Source organism: Methylobacterium sp. WL119, assembly GCF_008039875.1.
Taxonomy (GTDB): Bacteria; Pseudomonadota; Alphaproteobacteria; order Rhizobiales; family Beijerinckiaceae; genus Methylobacterium.
Genome location: NZ_VRUU01000010.1, coordinates 51918 through 66591 on the forward strand (window position 1 = coordinate 51918; position 14674 = coordinate 66591).

Here is a 14674-nt window from a genome sequence, read left to right on the forward strand (position 1 = left end):
GCGGTACTCCGAGATGCGACGTCAGGCGCGGGACTGCGCCAGGCGCAGGCCCGTGAATTGCCAGCGCTGATGCGGATAGAAGAAATTGCGGTACGGCAGCCGCGCATGACCCTCCGGCGTCGCCACCGACGAGCCGCGCAGCACGAACTGGTTCGACATGAACTTGCCGTTGTACTCGCCGAGTGCGCCCGGCAGCGGGCGGTATCCCGGGTAGGCGGTGTAGGCGCTGCGGGTCCATTGCCAGACGAGGCCGAACGCGTCGTCGAGTCTGCCATCGCGGGCGGCGACCTCCCATTCGAACTCGGTCGGCAGGTCGCGCCCGGCCCAGCGGGCGTAGGCATCCGCCTCGTAGTAGCTGACGTGGGTGACGGGCTGCGCCGGATCGATCGGGCGCCGGCCGCCGAGCGTCATGCAGGTCCAGCCCGGCTCGCCCGGCTGCCAGTAGCCCGGCGCCTCCCAGCCCTCGGCCTGCGCCGCGAGCCAGCCGTCGGACAACCACAGGTCGGGGCGGGAATAGCCGCCATCTTCCATGAAGCGCAGCCAGTCGCCGGTCGTGACGAGCGCCCGGTCGATCGACACGGGCAGGACCAGGCTGTCGTGCCGGGGATGCTCGTTGTCGAACGAGAACCCGTCGCCGGCATGGCCGACCTGATGGATGCCGTGGGCCAGGTCGATCGTGCCGGAACGATTGGCCGCCTTCGGGAAACGCCATTCGGCGTCGTAGACCGGATGCAGCGGGTTCTGCGCGAAGGCGTGCAGGATGTCGGTGAGCAGCAGCTCCTGGTGCTGCTGCTCGTGGAACAGCCCGATCTCGAGGATCGGCAGGATCGCCTCGAGCGCGCCCGGCGCGGCCTGCGCCAGCAACGTCTCGACCGCGCGGTCGATGTGCGCGCGGTAGCCGGCGATCTCCTCGGTGGTCGGCCGGGTGATCAGCCCGCGCATCACCCGCGGCTGACGTGGGCCGGCGGCGACATAGTACGAGTTGAACAGGTAATGCAGGCGCTCGTCATGGATGCGGTAGCCCGGCAGGTGCTCGCGCAGCAGGAACTGCTCGAAGAACCATGTCGTGTGCGCGCGATGCCACTTGGTCGGGCTGGCATCGGCCATCGATTGGACCTGCTGATCCTCCGGCGACAGCGGCGCGGCACGGCGCTCGGTCTCGGCACGGACGAAGCGGAAGGCGGCGATCCAGGCGTCCCGGTCCACCGGCCGGGCGGAGACGGGCGGCGGCGGGAAGGCCTGAGCGGGCGCGTCCGTCTCGCGAAGTGTCGCCGTCGCAGCCATGCTGGTCCTCCCGTCGTCCGCTGATCCGCCGGTCGCGGTTGATGGAGATATGGCCGAAGGCGCAGCCGACAACGGCAGCGCGACGATTCAGTTCGCAATAGGCTCACCGACGCCGGCCGACGCGCCGCAAGTCTGTGTAGAGCGGGGCCGCTTGACGCGGTTGATCGATCCCCGAGCCTTTTTGCAGCCGCAGTGAGATGGCCTTAACCCTCTCGTCCAAGACTGCGGGGCTCTGATGCTGGGGTACGCGTTCTGATGCGGATCGATCTGATGGCCGGAGCGAGCCTGTCGGCGGCGGCTTTGCGCGCGGCGCCCGAGCCCACCATCCTGGTGTTCGACTCGGGCCTCGGCGGCCTGACGGTGCTGGAGCAGGTGCGCCGAGCCCGGCCCGACGCGCGCTACGTCTACGCTGCGGACGACGCGGCCTTTCCCTACGGCCGGCTCTCGGAATCGGTCCTGGTCCAGCGCGTGCTCGACGTGATGGCGCGCCTGATCGCGACGCACCGGCCCGACCTCGTCGTCATCGCCTGCAACACCGCCTCGACGCTGGTGCTGCCGGCCCTGCGCCAGCGCTTCCCGACGCCGTTCGTCGGCGTGGTGCCGCCGATCAAGCCGGCGGCCGAGACCAGCCGCTCACGCCTCGTCACGCTGCTGGCGACCCCCGGCACCGTCGCGCGCTCCTACACGCGCGACCTGATCATGACCTATGCCGAGGCCTGCTCGGTGACCTCGATCGGCTCGGCGAACCTCGCCAACTACGCCGAGGCGGAACTCGCCGGCACGCCGGTGGACGACGCGGCGATCGCCGCCGAGATCGCACCGTGCTTCGTCACGGCCGAGGACGGCCGGCGCACCGACGTCGTCTGCCTCGCCTGCACCCATTACCCGCTGCTGCGCGCCCGCTTCGAGCGGCTCGCGCCCTGGCCCGTCACCTGGATCGATCCGGCGCCCGCCATCGCGCGCCGGGTGACGCAGCTCCTCGGCAGCACCCCGCGCGATGCGCGCTCGGACGAGGGCCCGGTGCTCGGCGCCTTCACCGGCGGCGCGACGCTCACGGATGCGCTGCGCGCCTCGCTCGACCGGCGCGGCATCCCGTCGATCGGCGTCGACCCGATGCCGCTGACGCTGCAGTAGCGCCGCGCCGCCGCCTGGCCGGCGAGACCGGCGGGGCGCGCGACCGCAAGTAATCCGTCGATCAGTGCTGCGCCGCCACGGAGCCGGGCCGCGGTCGCTCGGCGAGCGGTCGCCGGCGCAGCCCCGCCGCCTTGCAGGCCGCGAAGGCGAAGGCGGCGCCGAGCCCGAGCAGCGCGAGATCGAACCCGTAGAACGCCGCGTCGCCGGCCCGCAGGCTCGCGAGCAGGTGGCGCCCGGTGGCGAGCCCGCCGACGACCGGCACGGCGGCGAGCAGCGCGGCCGCGGTCGCGAGCATCGCGGTCCATCCGGTTCGCGGCGGCAGGGCCAGCGGCACCAGCGTGGCCAGGATCCAGGCGCCGAAGAAGACCGTCACCTCGGCCTCCTTGCGCTCCGCCATCCCGAGCGGGAGCAGGCGGTTGGCCAGGAAGTAGCCGGCGATGGCGATCGGCAGCCCGGCGATGGTGCCGACGTTGAGCGCCTGCACCAGCCGCATCCCGAGATGCGCCCGCGTCGCGGTGCCGGGCTTGGGCACCCGCGCCACCGTCCAGAGGATCAGCCCGGTCGCCACCATGGCCGCGCCCATCGCGCCGCTGAGGAAGAACAGCACGCGCAGGGCCGGCCCGGCGAAATGCGCCTCGTGCAGGCCGACCATCGCGGTGAAGGTGCCGGCGGCGGGCTTCATCGCGCCCAAGGTCTCGATCACCGCGCCGCTGGTGCCGTCGAACGCCACCTGCGGATGGCGGTGCCTCAGGCCATGCGGCTCCTCGAACACCGCCACGACCGTCGCGTTGGCGTCGCCCGGGTTCTGCACGGTGATCCGCTCCAGCGGCTCGGCGTTCATCGCGAGCGCGCGCTCGACCATCGGGCCGAACGGGGCGAGCGGCGGGCGGGCGGGCGGCGGTGATCTGGCCGGATTCGGCGAAGAAGGCCTGCGCGTCGCCGCGATAGGCGGTGGTGACGCCCCAGGGCATGTACATCAGCGCCAGCGTCACGATCCCCGTATAGGTGATCATCAGGTGGAACGGCAGCGCCAGCACCCCGGTCACGTTGTGCGCGTCGAGCCAGCCGCACTGCGCCGACTTGGCGTGACGGCGGAAGGTGAACAGGTCGACGAAGATCCGCCGGTGGGTGACGATCCCGGAGACCAGCGCGACGAGCATAATCATCGCGCAGATTCCGACGATCCAGCGGCCCCAGAGCGGCGCCATGCTGAGCTCGAAGTGGAAGCGGTAGAGGAAGTCGCCGCCGCGGGTGTCGCGGACGGCGACCGCGGCGCCGGTCGCGGGATCGAGCATCGCCTGGCCCGGCGGGGTGCCGGGCTTGCGGCGCCAAAACAGGTCGAGGGTCGGCCGGTCCGGGCTCGGCAGGGTGATGAACCAGCTGCGCGCGCCCTTCGCCTGCGCCTCGAGATAGGCGCGGGCGAGGTCGGCGGCGTGCCCGAGGGCGACCGGGCTCAGCGGAGCCCCGGCCCTCAGTTCCGGCCGCATCCATTGCGAGATCTCCGAGCGGTAGTAGCTCGCCGTGCCGGTGACGAAGACGGAAAACAGCACCCAGCCGACGACGAGGCCGGACCAGGCGTGCAGCCACGCCATCGATTGCCGGAAGCCGTTGCGCATGGTTTCGCGTCCTACCAGCGGTAGCGGAGCGTGGCGTAGACCGTGCGCGGCAGCCCGTAATAGCAGCTGGTGTAGCCGTTGCAGCCGCTGACGTAGGTGTCGTCGAGCAGGTTGTTGGCGTTCAGTTGCATCGAGAAGCCGGCCAGCGTCGGGTCGAGGTTCTTCAGGTCGTAGGAGACCACGGCGTCGACCAGCATGCTTTCCGGCACCTTGAAGGTGTTGGCCGCGTCGCCCCAGGACGGGCCGAGATAGCGGACGCCGCCGCCGACCTCGAGGCCGAGCATCGGCCCGTCGAGGAAGCGGTAGGTCGCCAGAAGCGAGGCGGTGGAATCCGGCACCAGCACCGGGCGGCGCCCCTGCAGCGGCACCGTCTGGCCGGGCGCGAGGTCGTTGGCGGTCCGGCCGTCGTCGCGGACGTTGCGGATGTCGAGGAGCGAGAAGCCGCCGATCAGGGTCACGCCTTCGGTGAGGTTCGCCCGCGCCTCGAACTCGACGCCCTGTACGCCGACCTCGCCGGTCTGCAGCACGAAGCCGGTGGGGCGGCCGAGCGTGGTGTCGGCCGTCGTCCGGTTCGACTGGCGGATGTCGAAGAATGCGGCGGTGAGGAGGATGTCGGTGCCCGGCGGCTGGTACTTGATACCGGCCTCGTACTGGTCGCTGAGCTGCGGGTCGGGCACCCGCCCGACGGTGCCGAAGGCGGTGTCGAACACCCGGCCGGCGACGATCGGCTCGAAGGCCTGGCTGTAGGACACGTACGGCGCGACGCCGGACTGGAACAGGTAGAGCAGGCTCGCCCGGCCCGTGAAGGCGTCGGAGGCCGCGTCCTGCAGCGTCAGCGTGCTTCCCGTCGCGGTGAACGACCGGGTCGGGCCGGTCTGGCGGGCGACGTCGTAGCGCCCGCCCAATGTCAGGATCAGGCCGTCGACCTTCATCTGATCCTGGAAGTAGACGCCGGTCTGCTGCGCGTCGACGCGCGAGGTCGTGTTGATGGCCGGGAACGGGATGTTCATTTCGTAGTTCGGCGCGAGCGCGTTCAGGTCCGGCGCGTTCGGGAACGGCGTCCCGCTGGCGCGCGTGCTGAAGGTGCGGTGGTCGACGCCGAGGAGCGCCGTGTGGGCGATCGGGCCGGTGTCGAAGTTGGCCACGACGTTCGAATCCATCGTGTAGGCTTCGGCCGCGACGATGTTGCCGATGACGGCGCGCGGCAGCAGCGGGCCGGTGGCGAACGGGCCGTTGCGGGGGCTGAACGCGCTGTAGACGCTGCGGTAATCGCCTTGCGTCCGCAGGTAGCGCCCGGCCGAGTGGAAGCGCAGGTTCTCGTTGAAGCGGTGGTCGAAGAGGTACTCGATCGACGCTTGGGTCCGGTCCGAGCGCTCGATGTTGCGGTCGCCGTCGTAGAAGTTCACCGGCAGTCGCCCGATCACGCCGCTGCCGAAGTTGCGCGGAAACACGGTGCCCACCGCCGGGAAGCCGCCGTAAAAGCCGGAGAACGGATCGCGCTGGTAGTTGCCGATGATCGTCAGCTGGGTGTCGGTGGAGGGCCGCCAGGTGACGCTCGGGTTGATCAGGGCGCGATCGACCCGCGTCGTGTCCACCGGGCCGTCCCCGTTCCAGCCCGCGCCGACGATGCGGTAGGCGAACTGGTCGGCGAGCCAGGGCACCTCGGACTGGATCGGGCCGCCGACGTCGATGCCGCCGCGCACCTCGTTGAAGCCGCCGCCCTGGACGAAGACCTCGCCGTGGCGGACGAATTGCGGGACCTTCGAGACGAGGTTGACGATGCCGCCCGGCCCCGACTGCCCGTAGAGCACCGAGGCGGGCCCCTTGATCACGTCGACCCGCTCGAGGCGGTAAGGATCGATCGTCGCGTTGGCGTCGCGGCTGGCGATCAGCGCCATGCCGTCGAGAAAGACCGGCGCGTTGAAGCCGCGGATCAGGAACTGCTCGAGCCGGGTCGAGCCGGCGCCGCCGCGCTGCTCGGTCGTGACGCCGGGCGTGTAGCGCAGGGCCTGGTTGATGGTGAGCGCGTTCTGATCCTCGATCTGCTTGCGCCCGATCACCGAGATCGACTGCGCCGTCTCCACGATCGGCGTGTCGGTCTTCGTGGCGACGGTGCTGCGGCTGGCGACGTAGCCGGGCACGGCACCGGACGCGCCGCCGGGACCGTAGAGCGATCCGCCGAGGCTGCGGCCGGCGCCCTCGCCGGTGACGCTCAGCTCGCCGAGCTCGATGTCGGTCGTCTGCGCGGGCTGGGCCGAGGCGGAGGACGCGACCGAAATCGCGCATGTCGTCGACAGAAGAGCGACGATCAGAGCGCTGCGGCACCGACGTGCGGACGCGGACCGCACGACGGACGGACAGTAATGAATCATCTTGCCGACCCTAGACGCGACACGAAACAGCAGAGACCCGCCGCGTTGACTTGCGCATCACGGCGGCGTGATCGGGTTATCGGTAAGTTCTCGCGGCAACACAATTTCTATCTTATGGAAACATTCCAGGGTAACTTCGAAACGTTCCAGGCTGGAACGGGGTGTCGGGCGGCGGCCAGCCTCGCGCCCCTAGGGGACCAGCCCGTTTCGGCACCGTTTCCATGGAGGAGACCAGCGGCACCGCTCCACAACTCACGATGAAAACCGAGCGGCCGTTGTGACCGATCGGTAACACCCCACGGTTGCGACGCCGCGAAGGATCGTGTCAGGCCGGGACCGTCATCCGGCTCGGATGGACCCAGGCACCGAGCGTCTCGGTCCGGTCCTGCGACAGGATCTCGGGGGGCACGTCGGAGACCGGCACCGCTTCGGGGCGTTCGGCGCCGAAGGCCGCGAGCGCCGCGCGGGTCTCCGGATCGTGGCAGGCGCGGTCGAACGCGGCGCGGTCGAGGCAGGCGAGGCGCCCCGCCTCGAAACGGGCATAGACCCGGCCCGAGCCGGCCTCGGCGAAGCGGACCGAGCGCAGCCGCCGGGCGCATTGGCGCAGGAAGCCGGTGTTCCGTTCCGGCGCCAGGGCTGCGGCGTCGGGATAGACCTCCGCCGGCGAGAGCGCGTCGATGTTGATCTTGGTGTAGCGCGCGATGTCGATGAGGCAGCCGGCATCGAGCACGGTGAGGTCGCCGTTCTCGCCGAAGGCGACCGTGCGCGGGCGCTCGCCCTGCGGCACGCTGTTGTCGAGGAACTCGTAATGCACCTGCTTGCCGGCCTTGGCCGCCCAGGTGAAGAACAGCTCCGGCATCCCGGTGAACGCCTCGACGTTGTGGGCGAGAAGATCGTCCACCGCCTTGTAGCGGCCGAAGATCCGCCCGCGGATCCAGGCGCGCTCGACGGTGGCGTCGGGCGGCGTGATCATGAACAGCATGAAGACGCGGTGGCCGAAGCGGGTCAGCAACTGGCTGCCGTCCTGCGTGCGCGAATCCGCGTTGAAGCTATCGAACCGGAACCGGTCGATCAGCAGATGCGACATCCGCCCCTCGCGGGCCTTGCGCGCCATGTAGCGATCGAGCTTGCGGTCGACGATCTCGACCTCGTGGCCCGTGAGCGTGCCGGCATAGCCGATCGCATCGCCGATCGAATCGTAGTCGAGCAGGAACTTGCGCCAGATGTCGGGGGTGATCACCGCGAAATCAGACCAGGATTCGCCGAGCCGCCGGGCCAGCGCCCGCTGGAGCGGACGCATCGTGCTCTTGCCCGAGGCGGAGGCGCCCTTGACGTTCATCACGATCGGCGCGGCCTGCGCACGGACCGGAACGTAGCCCTCCCGCGCCACGGCCTCGGCGAACCACGGCTCGATCAGGCAGCCGATCCGGCGGCTGCCCTCGTCGTTGGCGACGAGCGTCGTCGCGAGGTTCGCGAGCAGGGCGCGGTCGCCGACGAGCTTGCCGCGATGACGGACGATCCCCGACGCGACCTTGTGCAGGGCGGCGCTCGCCGCAAGCTCGAGCGCGTTTTCGCTGGCCGCGGCGCGGACGCACCATGCGGCGCAATGGGCGAGCGCGCGCTCCTCCGTGGATCGCGCGTCGTCGGCGACGGGGGCCGGCGGCGCCGCGAGGCCGAGCACGTGCCGCCAGGTTCTCGGCGGAGGGGGCGGCGGCGCGGGCGGCGCGAAAGCCGCGTCGAGTTCCGCGGCGATCCGGGCGCGCGCCTCGTCCGCCACGGCGCGAAGGGTCTCGGCGATCCGGTCCGCATGCGGCGCGATCGCGGTCGCGAGGATGTGGGCGACGATCGCGCGGAAGTTGACGCCGAGATCGCCGTAGGTCTCGCCGACGGGGACCGAGAGGTCGGCCATCACCCGGATCAGCAGCTCGTGCACGACGAGGCGATCCGGCCGGAAGGCGACGATCTCCGGCATCGGCAGGCCCGAGAAGGCGGAAAGCTCCATCGCCTCGGCGAGGGGCGTCGCGACGTTCTCGGGGCGGTACAGGGTCGTCAGCGGCAGGAAACGCCGCGGCAGCGTCGATTCGATGCCGGGATTCCACGGCCCGCGCCCGACGAGGCCGTCGTCCGGCAGGGCGTAGCCGGCCGGTGCCGCCGAAGCGCTCATCGCATCACGACGCGGGTCCGGCTCAGGCCGCCTCGGCCGGGGCCCGGAACAGGCTGGCGCAGCCGGAGCCGCGATGCATGCTCAGGATCGAGGCCCGGTCGATCTCGGGATGCGCCGCGAGCACGTGCCGGACGCAGTCCACGACCTTCTCGTACTGTGCCGCCTCGTAGTTCCGCTCGAGCGGACTGACGGCGATGTAGGTCTCGACCACCAGCACGCGCTCGGCGCGCTCCTGCGTGACCTCGACGGCGATCCAGGACGACTTGATGAGGCGGGAACTCGAAAGCATGGGCGTACCTCCGTTGGTCTTCGCTCGTTGATCGAGCGTCGTTTGAGCGGGAGGATGAACCCGTATCCTGCCCGTGCCAAGTGCCTTGCTGGAAAGACAGGTGGGCGGCCGCGAACGTCGTCGGCCTGCGCGATGAATGCTGCGACGAGGGCCGCCAGATCAATCGAGCTCGCCGGCGGCCGAGATCGCCTGATCAAAGCCCGCCTGGTCGCCCAGCCATACGATCATCGACAACACGAGGCCGAGGCCGACGAGGTAGAGGATCGCGAACGCATCCCCGTTGCCCCGGCGCGTCGACAGCGCCAGCGAGGCGAACGGGAGCGATTGGATCGCCAAGGCGGCGGGAACATTCATCGTGTCGATCCGTCGGACGACGCAAGATGCCCTGCGCCGCCTGCGCCGACAACAACAATCGGCCCGCGTGAATGCGGAATTCGATCGATTTCGGGGGCGACATCTTGCGGTTGCACAAGTCGAGGCGGATCGTAAATTTGGTCGGCTCGCCCGATCGGCGGGCCCGGCATAGCGGAAATCGGGGCAACCGACGCCTTCGTTTGGCATATTGCATGCCATTCCATCTTCGGTCATCTTGCCGGCAACGGTCGACAAGGCCGACGTCGAGCAAGGCAACAGGGATGGAGCGTCGCAATGCCCCTCGGGCGTGATGAGGGCCTTCGGGCAGCCGCGGCCGGACCTGCGCGCTCGGACGCCCCGCACCGGGTCGGCGCATGCGTGACCCTGCGGCAAGCCGGGCTTGGCCGGCACCGGACTTTTATTGACTTGACGATGCGCGAGCGCACCCGCCAGGCATGAGGCCTGACGGGATCGCGGCGCGACACCTTCGAAGCCGGGCGGCATCGCCGGCATCCCGATCCACCGAACTCGAGAAGATCAGAGACAGACCATGAGCAAGGCCCTGGAAGGCGTCAAAATCCTGGACTTCACCCACGTCCAGTCCGGCCCGACCTGCACGCAGCTGCTCGCGTGGTTCGGCGCCGACGTGATCAAGGTCGAGCGTCCCGGCGCCGGCGACGCGACCCGCGCCCAGCTCCAGGACCTGCCCGACGTGGACAGCCTGTATTTCACCATGCTGAACCACAACAAGCGCTCGATCACGCTCGATTCGAAGACGCCGAAGGGCAAGGAGGTGCTCTGGCGCCTGGTGAAGGAGTGCGACGTGCTCGTCGAGAACTTCGCCCCCGGCGCGCTCGCCCGCATGGGCCTGACCTGGGAGAAGATCCACGAGGCCAACCCGCGCATGATCCTCGCCTCGGTCAAGGGCTTCGGGCCGGGCCGCTACGAGGAATGCAAGGTCTACGAGAACGTCGCGCAATGCGCCGGCGGCTCGGCCTCCACCACCGGCTTCCGCGACGGCATCCCGATGGTGACCGGCGCCCAGATCGGCGATTCCGGCACCGGCCTGCATCTCGCGCTGGGCATCGTCACCGCCCTGTTCCACCGCACCGTCACCGGGCTCGGGCAGAAGGTCGACTGCGCGATGCAGGACAGCGTGCTCAACCTGTGCCGGGTCAAGCTGCGCGACCAGCAGCGCCTCGATCACGGCCCGCTCACGGAGTACAGCCAGTTCGGCGAGGGCATCCCGTTCGGCGACTCGACCCCGCGCGCCGGCAACGATTCCGGCGGCGGCCAGCCCGGCCGCATCCTCAAGTGCAAGGGCTGGGAGCACGATCCCAACGCGTACCTGTACTTCATCACCCAGGCCGCGGTCTGGGCGCCGATCTGCGACATCATCGGAGAGCCGGGCTGGAAGACCGATCCGGGCTACGCCACGCCCAAGGCGCGGCTGCCCCACCTGAACGAGATCTTCACGCGCATCGAAGCCTGGACGATGAAGCACGACAAGTTCGAGGCGATGGACATCCTCAACGAGTACGACATCCCCTGCGGCCCGATCCTGTCGATGAAGGAGATCGCCGCCGACGAGTCGCTGCGCAAGACCGGCACGATCGTCGAGGTCGAGCACCCGACGCGCGGCACCTACCTGACCGTCGGAAACCCGATCAAGCTGTCGGCGAGCCCGAGCGAGGTGACGCGCTCGCCGCTGCTGGGCGAGCACACCGACGAGATCCTGCGCAGCGTCCTCAAGTACACCGATGCCGAGGTCGACGAGATCGCCCATTCCGGCGCCGTCGGACGGATCGAGAAGATCGCGGCGGAGTAGGCCCGCGGATCGCATCCGACCATCGCGGCGGAAGCGGGCCAACCCGCCTCCGCCCGTCATCCCCGGGGCTGCGTCGCAGAGCCCGGGATGACGGCGAGCATCCCGGGGCGGCCGAGGTCGCCCGTGCATCCGGCATCCTCCTGGACGAACGGGTCGAGGCGGACCATCCCACCGAAACGACGAGGATCCCATGCGCATCGCCTTCATCGGTCAGCAGGATTTCGGCAAGGCGGTGCTGGAGGCCTTCCTGAAGCGCGGCGACACGGTGGCCGGCGTGTTCTGCGCGCCCGAGAAGGAGGGCGCCAAGCCCGACGTGCTCAAGACCGCGGCGCTCGAGCAGGGGCTGCAGGTGTTCCAGTTCCCGAGCCTGAAGAGCGCCGAGGCGGAGGCCGCGATGCGCGGGCTCGACGCGGAGATCGGCGTCATGGCCTACGTGCTGCAGTTCGCGCCGCAGGACTTCGTCACCATCCCGAAGCACGGCACGATCCAGTACCATCCCTCGCTGCTGCCGCGGTATCGCGGGCCGTCCTCGATCAACTGGCCGATCGCGAAGGGCGACACGAAGACCGGGCTGACGATCTTCCGCCCGACCGACGGCCTCGACGAGGGCCCGATCCTCCTGCAGAAGACCTGCGACATCGGCGCCGACGACACCCTCGGCGACGTCTACTTCAACAGCCTTTTCCCGATGGGCGTCGCGGCGATGCTGGAGGCGGCCGACCTTGTCGTCGCCGGCCGGCACATCGAGATCGACCAGGACGAGGACGCCGCGAGCTACGAGGGCTGGTTCCGCGCCCGCGAGGCGGCGATCAACTGGGGCGCCCACGCCAACCAGATCTACGACCTGATCCGCGCCGCCAACCCCGCGCCCGGCGCCTGGACCACGGTGAACGGCGCCAAGCTGCAGATCTTCGATGCCCGCCTGCACCCGGTGCGGACGCTCGGCGGCGTGAAGGGCAAGGTCGGCGAGGTGATCGCGATCGGCGACGACTCGATCCGCGTCACCGCGCAGGGCGGCCAGATCGAGATCTTCAAGGTGAAGCCCGAGGGCGGCAAGAAGGTCTCGGCGGTGGAGTTCGCGCAAGGCGGCGGCGTGAGCGTCGGCACGATCCTGGGCGGCGGAGCCTCGGAATGAGGACCCGAGCGCGCTGGCGATCGGCCGACGCGTCGATCGCGTCAGGCCGTCGGCCGAGGCCCGTAGCTCCTGAACTTCTCGATGTTGCGCGCGATCTCGTCGTCGGGCAGCACCACCGGCGTGCCGACCTGCAGCGCGATCGCGTATTGCCGACAAAGTGTCTCGATCTCGACCGCGAGCCACAACGCCTTGGCGAGGTCGGGGCCGGTGGCGATCATGCCGTGGTTGGCGAGCAGGCAGCCGTTGCGGTCCTCCAGCGCTTCGAGCGCCAGGCGCGAGAGCTCCTCGGTGCCGAAGGTGGCGTAGCCCGAGCAGCGGATCGTCGGGCCGCCCACGGCCGCGATCATGTAATGCACCGCCGGGATCGTCTGGCGGCACATGGCGAAGGCGGTGCCGTGGTCGGGATGCGCGTGCACCACCGCGTTCACCGCCGGCTTGTCCTGCAGGATGTCGCGATGGAAGCGCCATTCCGAGGACGGGCTCAGGGGATGGTTGAAGCTGCCGTCCATGCGGAGGAAGACCACGTCCTCCGGGGCCATCCGCCCGCTCGGGATGCCCGACGGCGTGATCAGCAGGCCGTCGCGCCAGCGCAGCGAGACGTTGCCCGAGGTTCCGCGGTTGAGGCCCTGCGCATCGAGGCCGCGCGCGGCCTCCACCACCGACGCCCGCGCCCTGGTCTCGTCGGCGTCCATCCGCAATCCTCCGGTTCCCCTCCCCCCGATATGCGCGAAGGCCCGGCACCGTAAAGACGGTGCCGGGCCTCGTCGCGTTCGGACCTGTCGGTGGGGTGGCGCCCTCAGGCGGCCACGACCCCGCGGGTGGTGGTGGTCTCGGGCGCGGCGAGCATCGCGTTGGCGACCACGCGCTTGCGCCAGGGCTTCAGCACCGCGATCGCGAGGATCGAGGCCAGGATGTTGGCGCCGGCGGCGATCAGGAACACGCCGTCCCAGCTGCCGGAGCTCTGCTGCAGGTAGTTCGCCGCCGGCACCAGCAGGGCCGCCGTGCCCTTGGCGGTATAGAGCAGGCCGGCATTGGTCGCCGCGAACTTCGAGCCGAAGGTGTCGGTGCAGGTCGAGGGGAAGAGCGAGTAAATCTCGCCCCAGGCGAAGAACACGAAGCCAGAGAGCAGCACGAACCACAGCGGATCGTGGCCCCAGAGGTAGAGCATGTAGATGCCGAACCCTTCCATTGCGAAGGCGATGAACATCGTGTTCTCGCGGCCGATCTTGTCCGAGACCCAGCCGAAGAACGGCCGCGTCAGCCCGTTGAGCACCCGGTCGATGGTCGCAGCGAAGGTGATCGCCACCATGGTCACGCCGAGGATCGTCACAGGGATCTTGTCGACGCCGATGTCGGCGGCGATCGGCTTCAGGTTGGCGGTGATCATCAGGCCGCCGGCGCCGACGATGACGAACATGAAGTACATCAGCCAGAAGATCGGTTGCCTCGCGACTTCGCCGGGCGCGTAGTTGCGCCGGGTCTGGATCACGTTGGCGTTCACGGCGGCCTCCGGCACCTGACCCTTCTTCGGCGAGACCAGGAAGAACGCCAGCAGGCAGACGACGAGGCCCTGGCCGAGACCGAACCACAGGAAGGCGGCCTGGAAACCGTTCTCGGCGATCATCCACTGGATCGGCGCCACGGTGAAGGCCGAGCCGGCGCCGAAGCCCGCGGCGGTGATGCCCGCGGCCAGGCCCCGCTTGTCCGGGAACCACTTGAGCGCGCTGCCGACGCAGGTGCCGTAGACCGCGCCCGCGCCGATGCCGGCGATGACCTGGCCGAGATAGAACATGTTGAGCGAGGTGGCGTAGGAGTTGATCACCCAGCCGATCCCGCAGAGCAGGCCGCCGAACAGCACGACCACGCGCGGGCCGTACTTGTCGACGAACCAGCCCTCGACCGGCACCAGCCAGGTCTCGAACAGCACGAACAGCGTGAACGCCCACTGGATGGCGGCGCGGTCGAAGCCGAACTTCTTCTGGATGTCGGGCACGAAGAACGTCCAGCCGTACTGGAGGTTCGCGATCATCACCATGCAGATCACGCCCAGCGCGAGCTGCATCCATCGATATCCGTCGGACACCCGTCCGATCGCCGGCCGTTCTTCGTGCATCATGTCATCCTCCCAGAGGTCTCGCGTAAGGCCGGTTGTCCGGCACGTGGCGTGTCGTCTGCGTTGACCGCAGCGTCGTCGTGTGGCGGCCGGCGTCCGAGCCGGCCGTCAGACGGCGCGCCATGGAACGCCGACGCCCTTCAATCCTCGATGTCGTCGCGCGAACACCGTCGTTCACGCGCGAACCGCAATGTCGGCATGATCCTGATGCCGCGTTCCGGCTTCCGATGCAGCTTCAATTGCACGGCTCATCTCGGAAAAACTTTTGGCACCGCAACAAGAAAAAGTCAGCGCCTCAGCCGGCCGATCTCTGGTCTACGGTATGCCAGAAATATCGTGCGTCATCCTCGCGGAACCTGTCAACGAGAGTGGAATAAAAATACAG

General features: G+C 69.4%; 10 protein-coding genes and 1 pseudogene. 3 read left to right on the forward strand and 8 right to left on the reverse strand.

The window, feature by feature from the left end; all coding sequences use genetic code 11:
- Window positions 1-21 precede the first annotated feature (21 nt).
- Window positions 22-1284 carry an ergothioneine biosynthesis protein EgtB gene (egtB, locus tag FV227_RS06850; RefSeq protein ID WP_147727260.1) on the reverse strand — a complete coding sequence of 421 codons (1263 nt, stop codon included), beginning with the start codon at window positions 1282-1284 and terminating at the stop codon, window positions 22-24.
- 255 nt (window positions 1285-1539) lie between these two features.
- Between egtB and murI the strand changes: the two genes are divergently transcribed.
- Window positions 1540-2418 carry a glutamate racemase gene (gene murI, locus FV227_RS06855; RefSeq protein ID WP_147727258.1) on the forward strand — a complete coding sequence of 293 codons (879 nt, stop codon included), beginning with the start codon at window positions 1540-1542 and terminating at the stop codon, window positions 2416-2418.
- Window positions 2419-2479: 61 nt separating this feature from the next.
- Here murI and FV227_RS06860 read toward each other — a convergent pair.
- The 5 genes and pseudogenes from FV227_RS06860 to FV227_RS06880 form a co-directional block, all read right to left on the reverse strand.
- A pseudogene (locus FV227_RS06860) lies at window positions 2480-4034 on the reverse strand (PepSY-associated TM helix domain-containing protein).
- A gap of 11 nt (window positions 4035-4045) precedes the next feature.
- Window positions 4046-6406 carry a TonB-dependent siderophore receptor gene (locus FV227_RS06865; protein ID WP_147858614.1) on the reverse strand — a complete coding sequence of 787 codons (2361 nt, stop codon included), beginning with the start codon at window positions 6404-6406 and terminating at the stop codon, window positions 4046-4048.
- 325 nt (window positions 6407-6731) lie between these two features.
- Window positions 6732-8570, reverse strand: a complete 1839-nt coding sequence (locus FV227_RS06870; protein WP_147858615.1) for a hypothetical protein — start codon at window positions 8568-8570, stop codon at window positions 6732-6734.
- Window positions 8571-8592: 22 nt separating this feature from the next.
- Entirely contained in the window at window positions 8593-8859 is a 267-nt protein-coding gene (locus FV227_RS06875) for a hypothetical protein (protein WP_147726388.1), read from the reverse strand.
- A 159-nt stretch (window positions 8860-9018) separates the two neighbouring features.
- Window positions 9019-9213: a hypothetical protein gene (locus FV227_RS06880; protein ID WP_147858616.1), complete on the reverse strand. Its 195-nt coding sequence runs from the start codon at window positions 9211-9213 to the stop codon at window positions 9019-9021.
- 550 nt (window positions 9214-9763) lie between these two features.
- On the opposite strand from FV227_RS06880, the gene frc reads away from it, so the two are divergent.
- The gene (frc, locus tag FV227_RS06885; protein WP_147726390.1) at window positions 9764-11041 is read left to right on the forward strand and encodes a formyl-CoA transferase; all 1278 of its coding nucleotides are present in this window, start codon (window positions 9764-9766) and stop codon (window positions 11039-11041) included.
- A 190-nt stretch (window positions 11042-11231) separates the two neighbouring features.
- Window positions 11232-12176, forward strand: coding sequence for a methionyl-tRNA formyltransferase (locus FV227_RS06890; RefSeq protein WP_147858617.1), 945 nt, complete (start codon window positions 11232-11234; stop codon window positions 12174-12176).
- Between the two features lie 41 nt (window positions 12177-12217).
- Here FV227_RS06890 and FV227_RS06895 read toward each other — a convergent pair whose 3' ends face one another.
- Window positions 12218-12868, reverse strand: a complete 651-nt coding sequence (locus FV227_RS06895; protein ID WP_147726392.1) for a class II aldolase/adducin family protein — start codon at window positions 12866-12868, stop codon at window positions 12218-12220.
- 104 nt (window positions 12869-12972) lie between these two features.
- Window positions 12973-14238, reverse strand: a complete 1266-nt coding sequence (gene oxlT / locus FV227_RS06900; RefSeq protein ID WP_246686442.1) for an oxalate/formate MFS antiporter — start codon at window positions 14236-14238, stop codon at window positions 12973-12975.
- Window positions 14239-14674 lie beyond the last annotated feature (436 nt).

What these genes read in the sequence shown, in the direction of transcription:
- FV227_RS06870 (WP_147858615.1), bottom strand. Translation starts at nt 8,570, where the DNA reads ATGAGCGCTTCGGCGGCACCGGCCGGCTACGCCCTGCCGGACGACGGC.
- FV227_RS06895 (WP_147726392.1), bottom strand. Translation starts at nt 12,868, where the DNA reads ATGGACGCCGACGAGACCAGGGCGCGGGCGTCGGTGGTGGAGGCCGCG.
- murI (WP_147727258.1), top strand. Translation starts at nt 1,540, where the DNA reads ATGCGGATCGATCTGATGGCCGGAGCGAGCCTGTCGGCGGCGGCTTTG.
- FV227_RS06890 (WP_147858617.1), top strand. Translation starts at nt 11,232, where the DNA reads ATGCGCATCGCCTTCATCGGTCAGCAGGATTTCGGCAAGGCGGTGCTG.
- frc (WP_147726390.1), top strand. Translation starts at nt 9,764, where the DNA reads ATGAGCAAGGCCCTGGAAGGCGTCAAAATCCTGGACTTCACCCACGTC.
- egtB (WP_147727260.1), bottom strand. Translation starts at nt 1,284, where the DNA reads ATGGCTGCGACGGCGACACTTCGCGAGACGGACGCGCCCGCTCAGGCC.
- FV227_RS06875 (WP_147726388.1), bottom strand. Translation starts at nt 8,859, where the DNA reads ATGCTTTCGAGTTCCCGCCTCATCAAGTCGTCCTGGATCGCCGTCGAG.
- FV227_RS06865 (WP_147858614.1), bottom strand. Translation starts at nt 6,406, where the DNA reads ATGATTCATTACTGTCCGTCCGTCGTGCGGTCCGCGTCCGCACGTCGG.
- FV227_RS06880 (WP_147858616.1), bottom strand. Translation starts at nt 9,213, where the DNA reads ATGAATGTTCCCGCCGCCTTGGCGATCCAATCGCTCCCGTTCGCCTCG.
- oxlT (WP_246686442.1), bottom strand. Translation starts at nt 14,238, where the DNA reads ATGCAGCTCGCGCTGGGCGTGATCTGCATGGTGATGATCGCGAACCTC.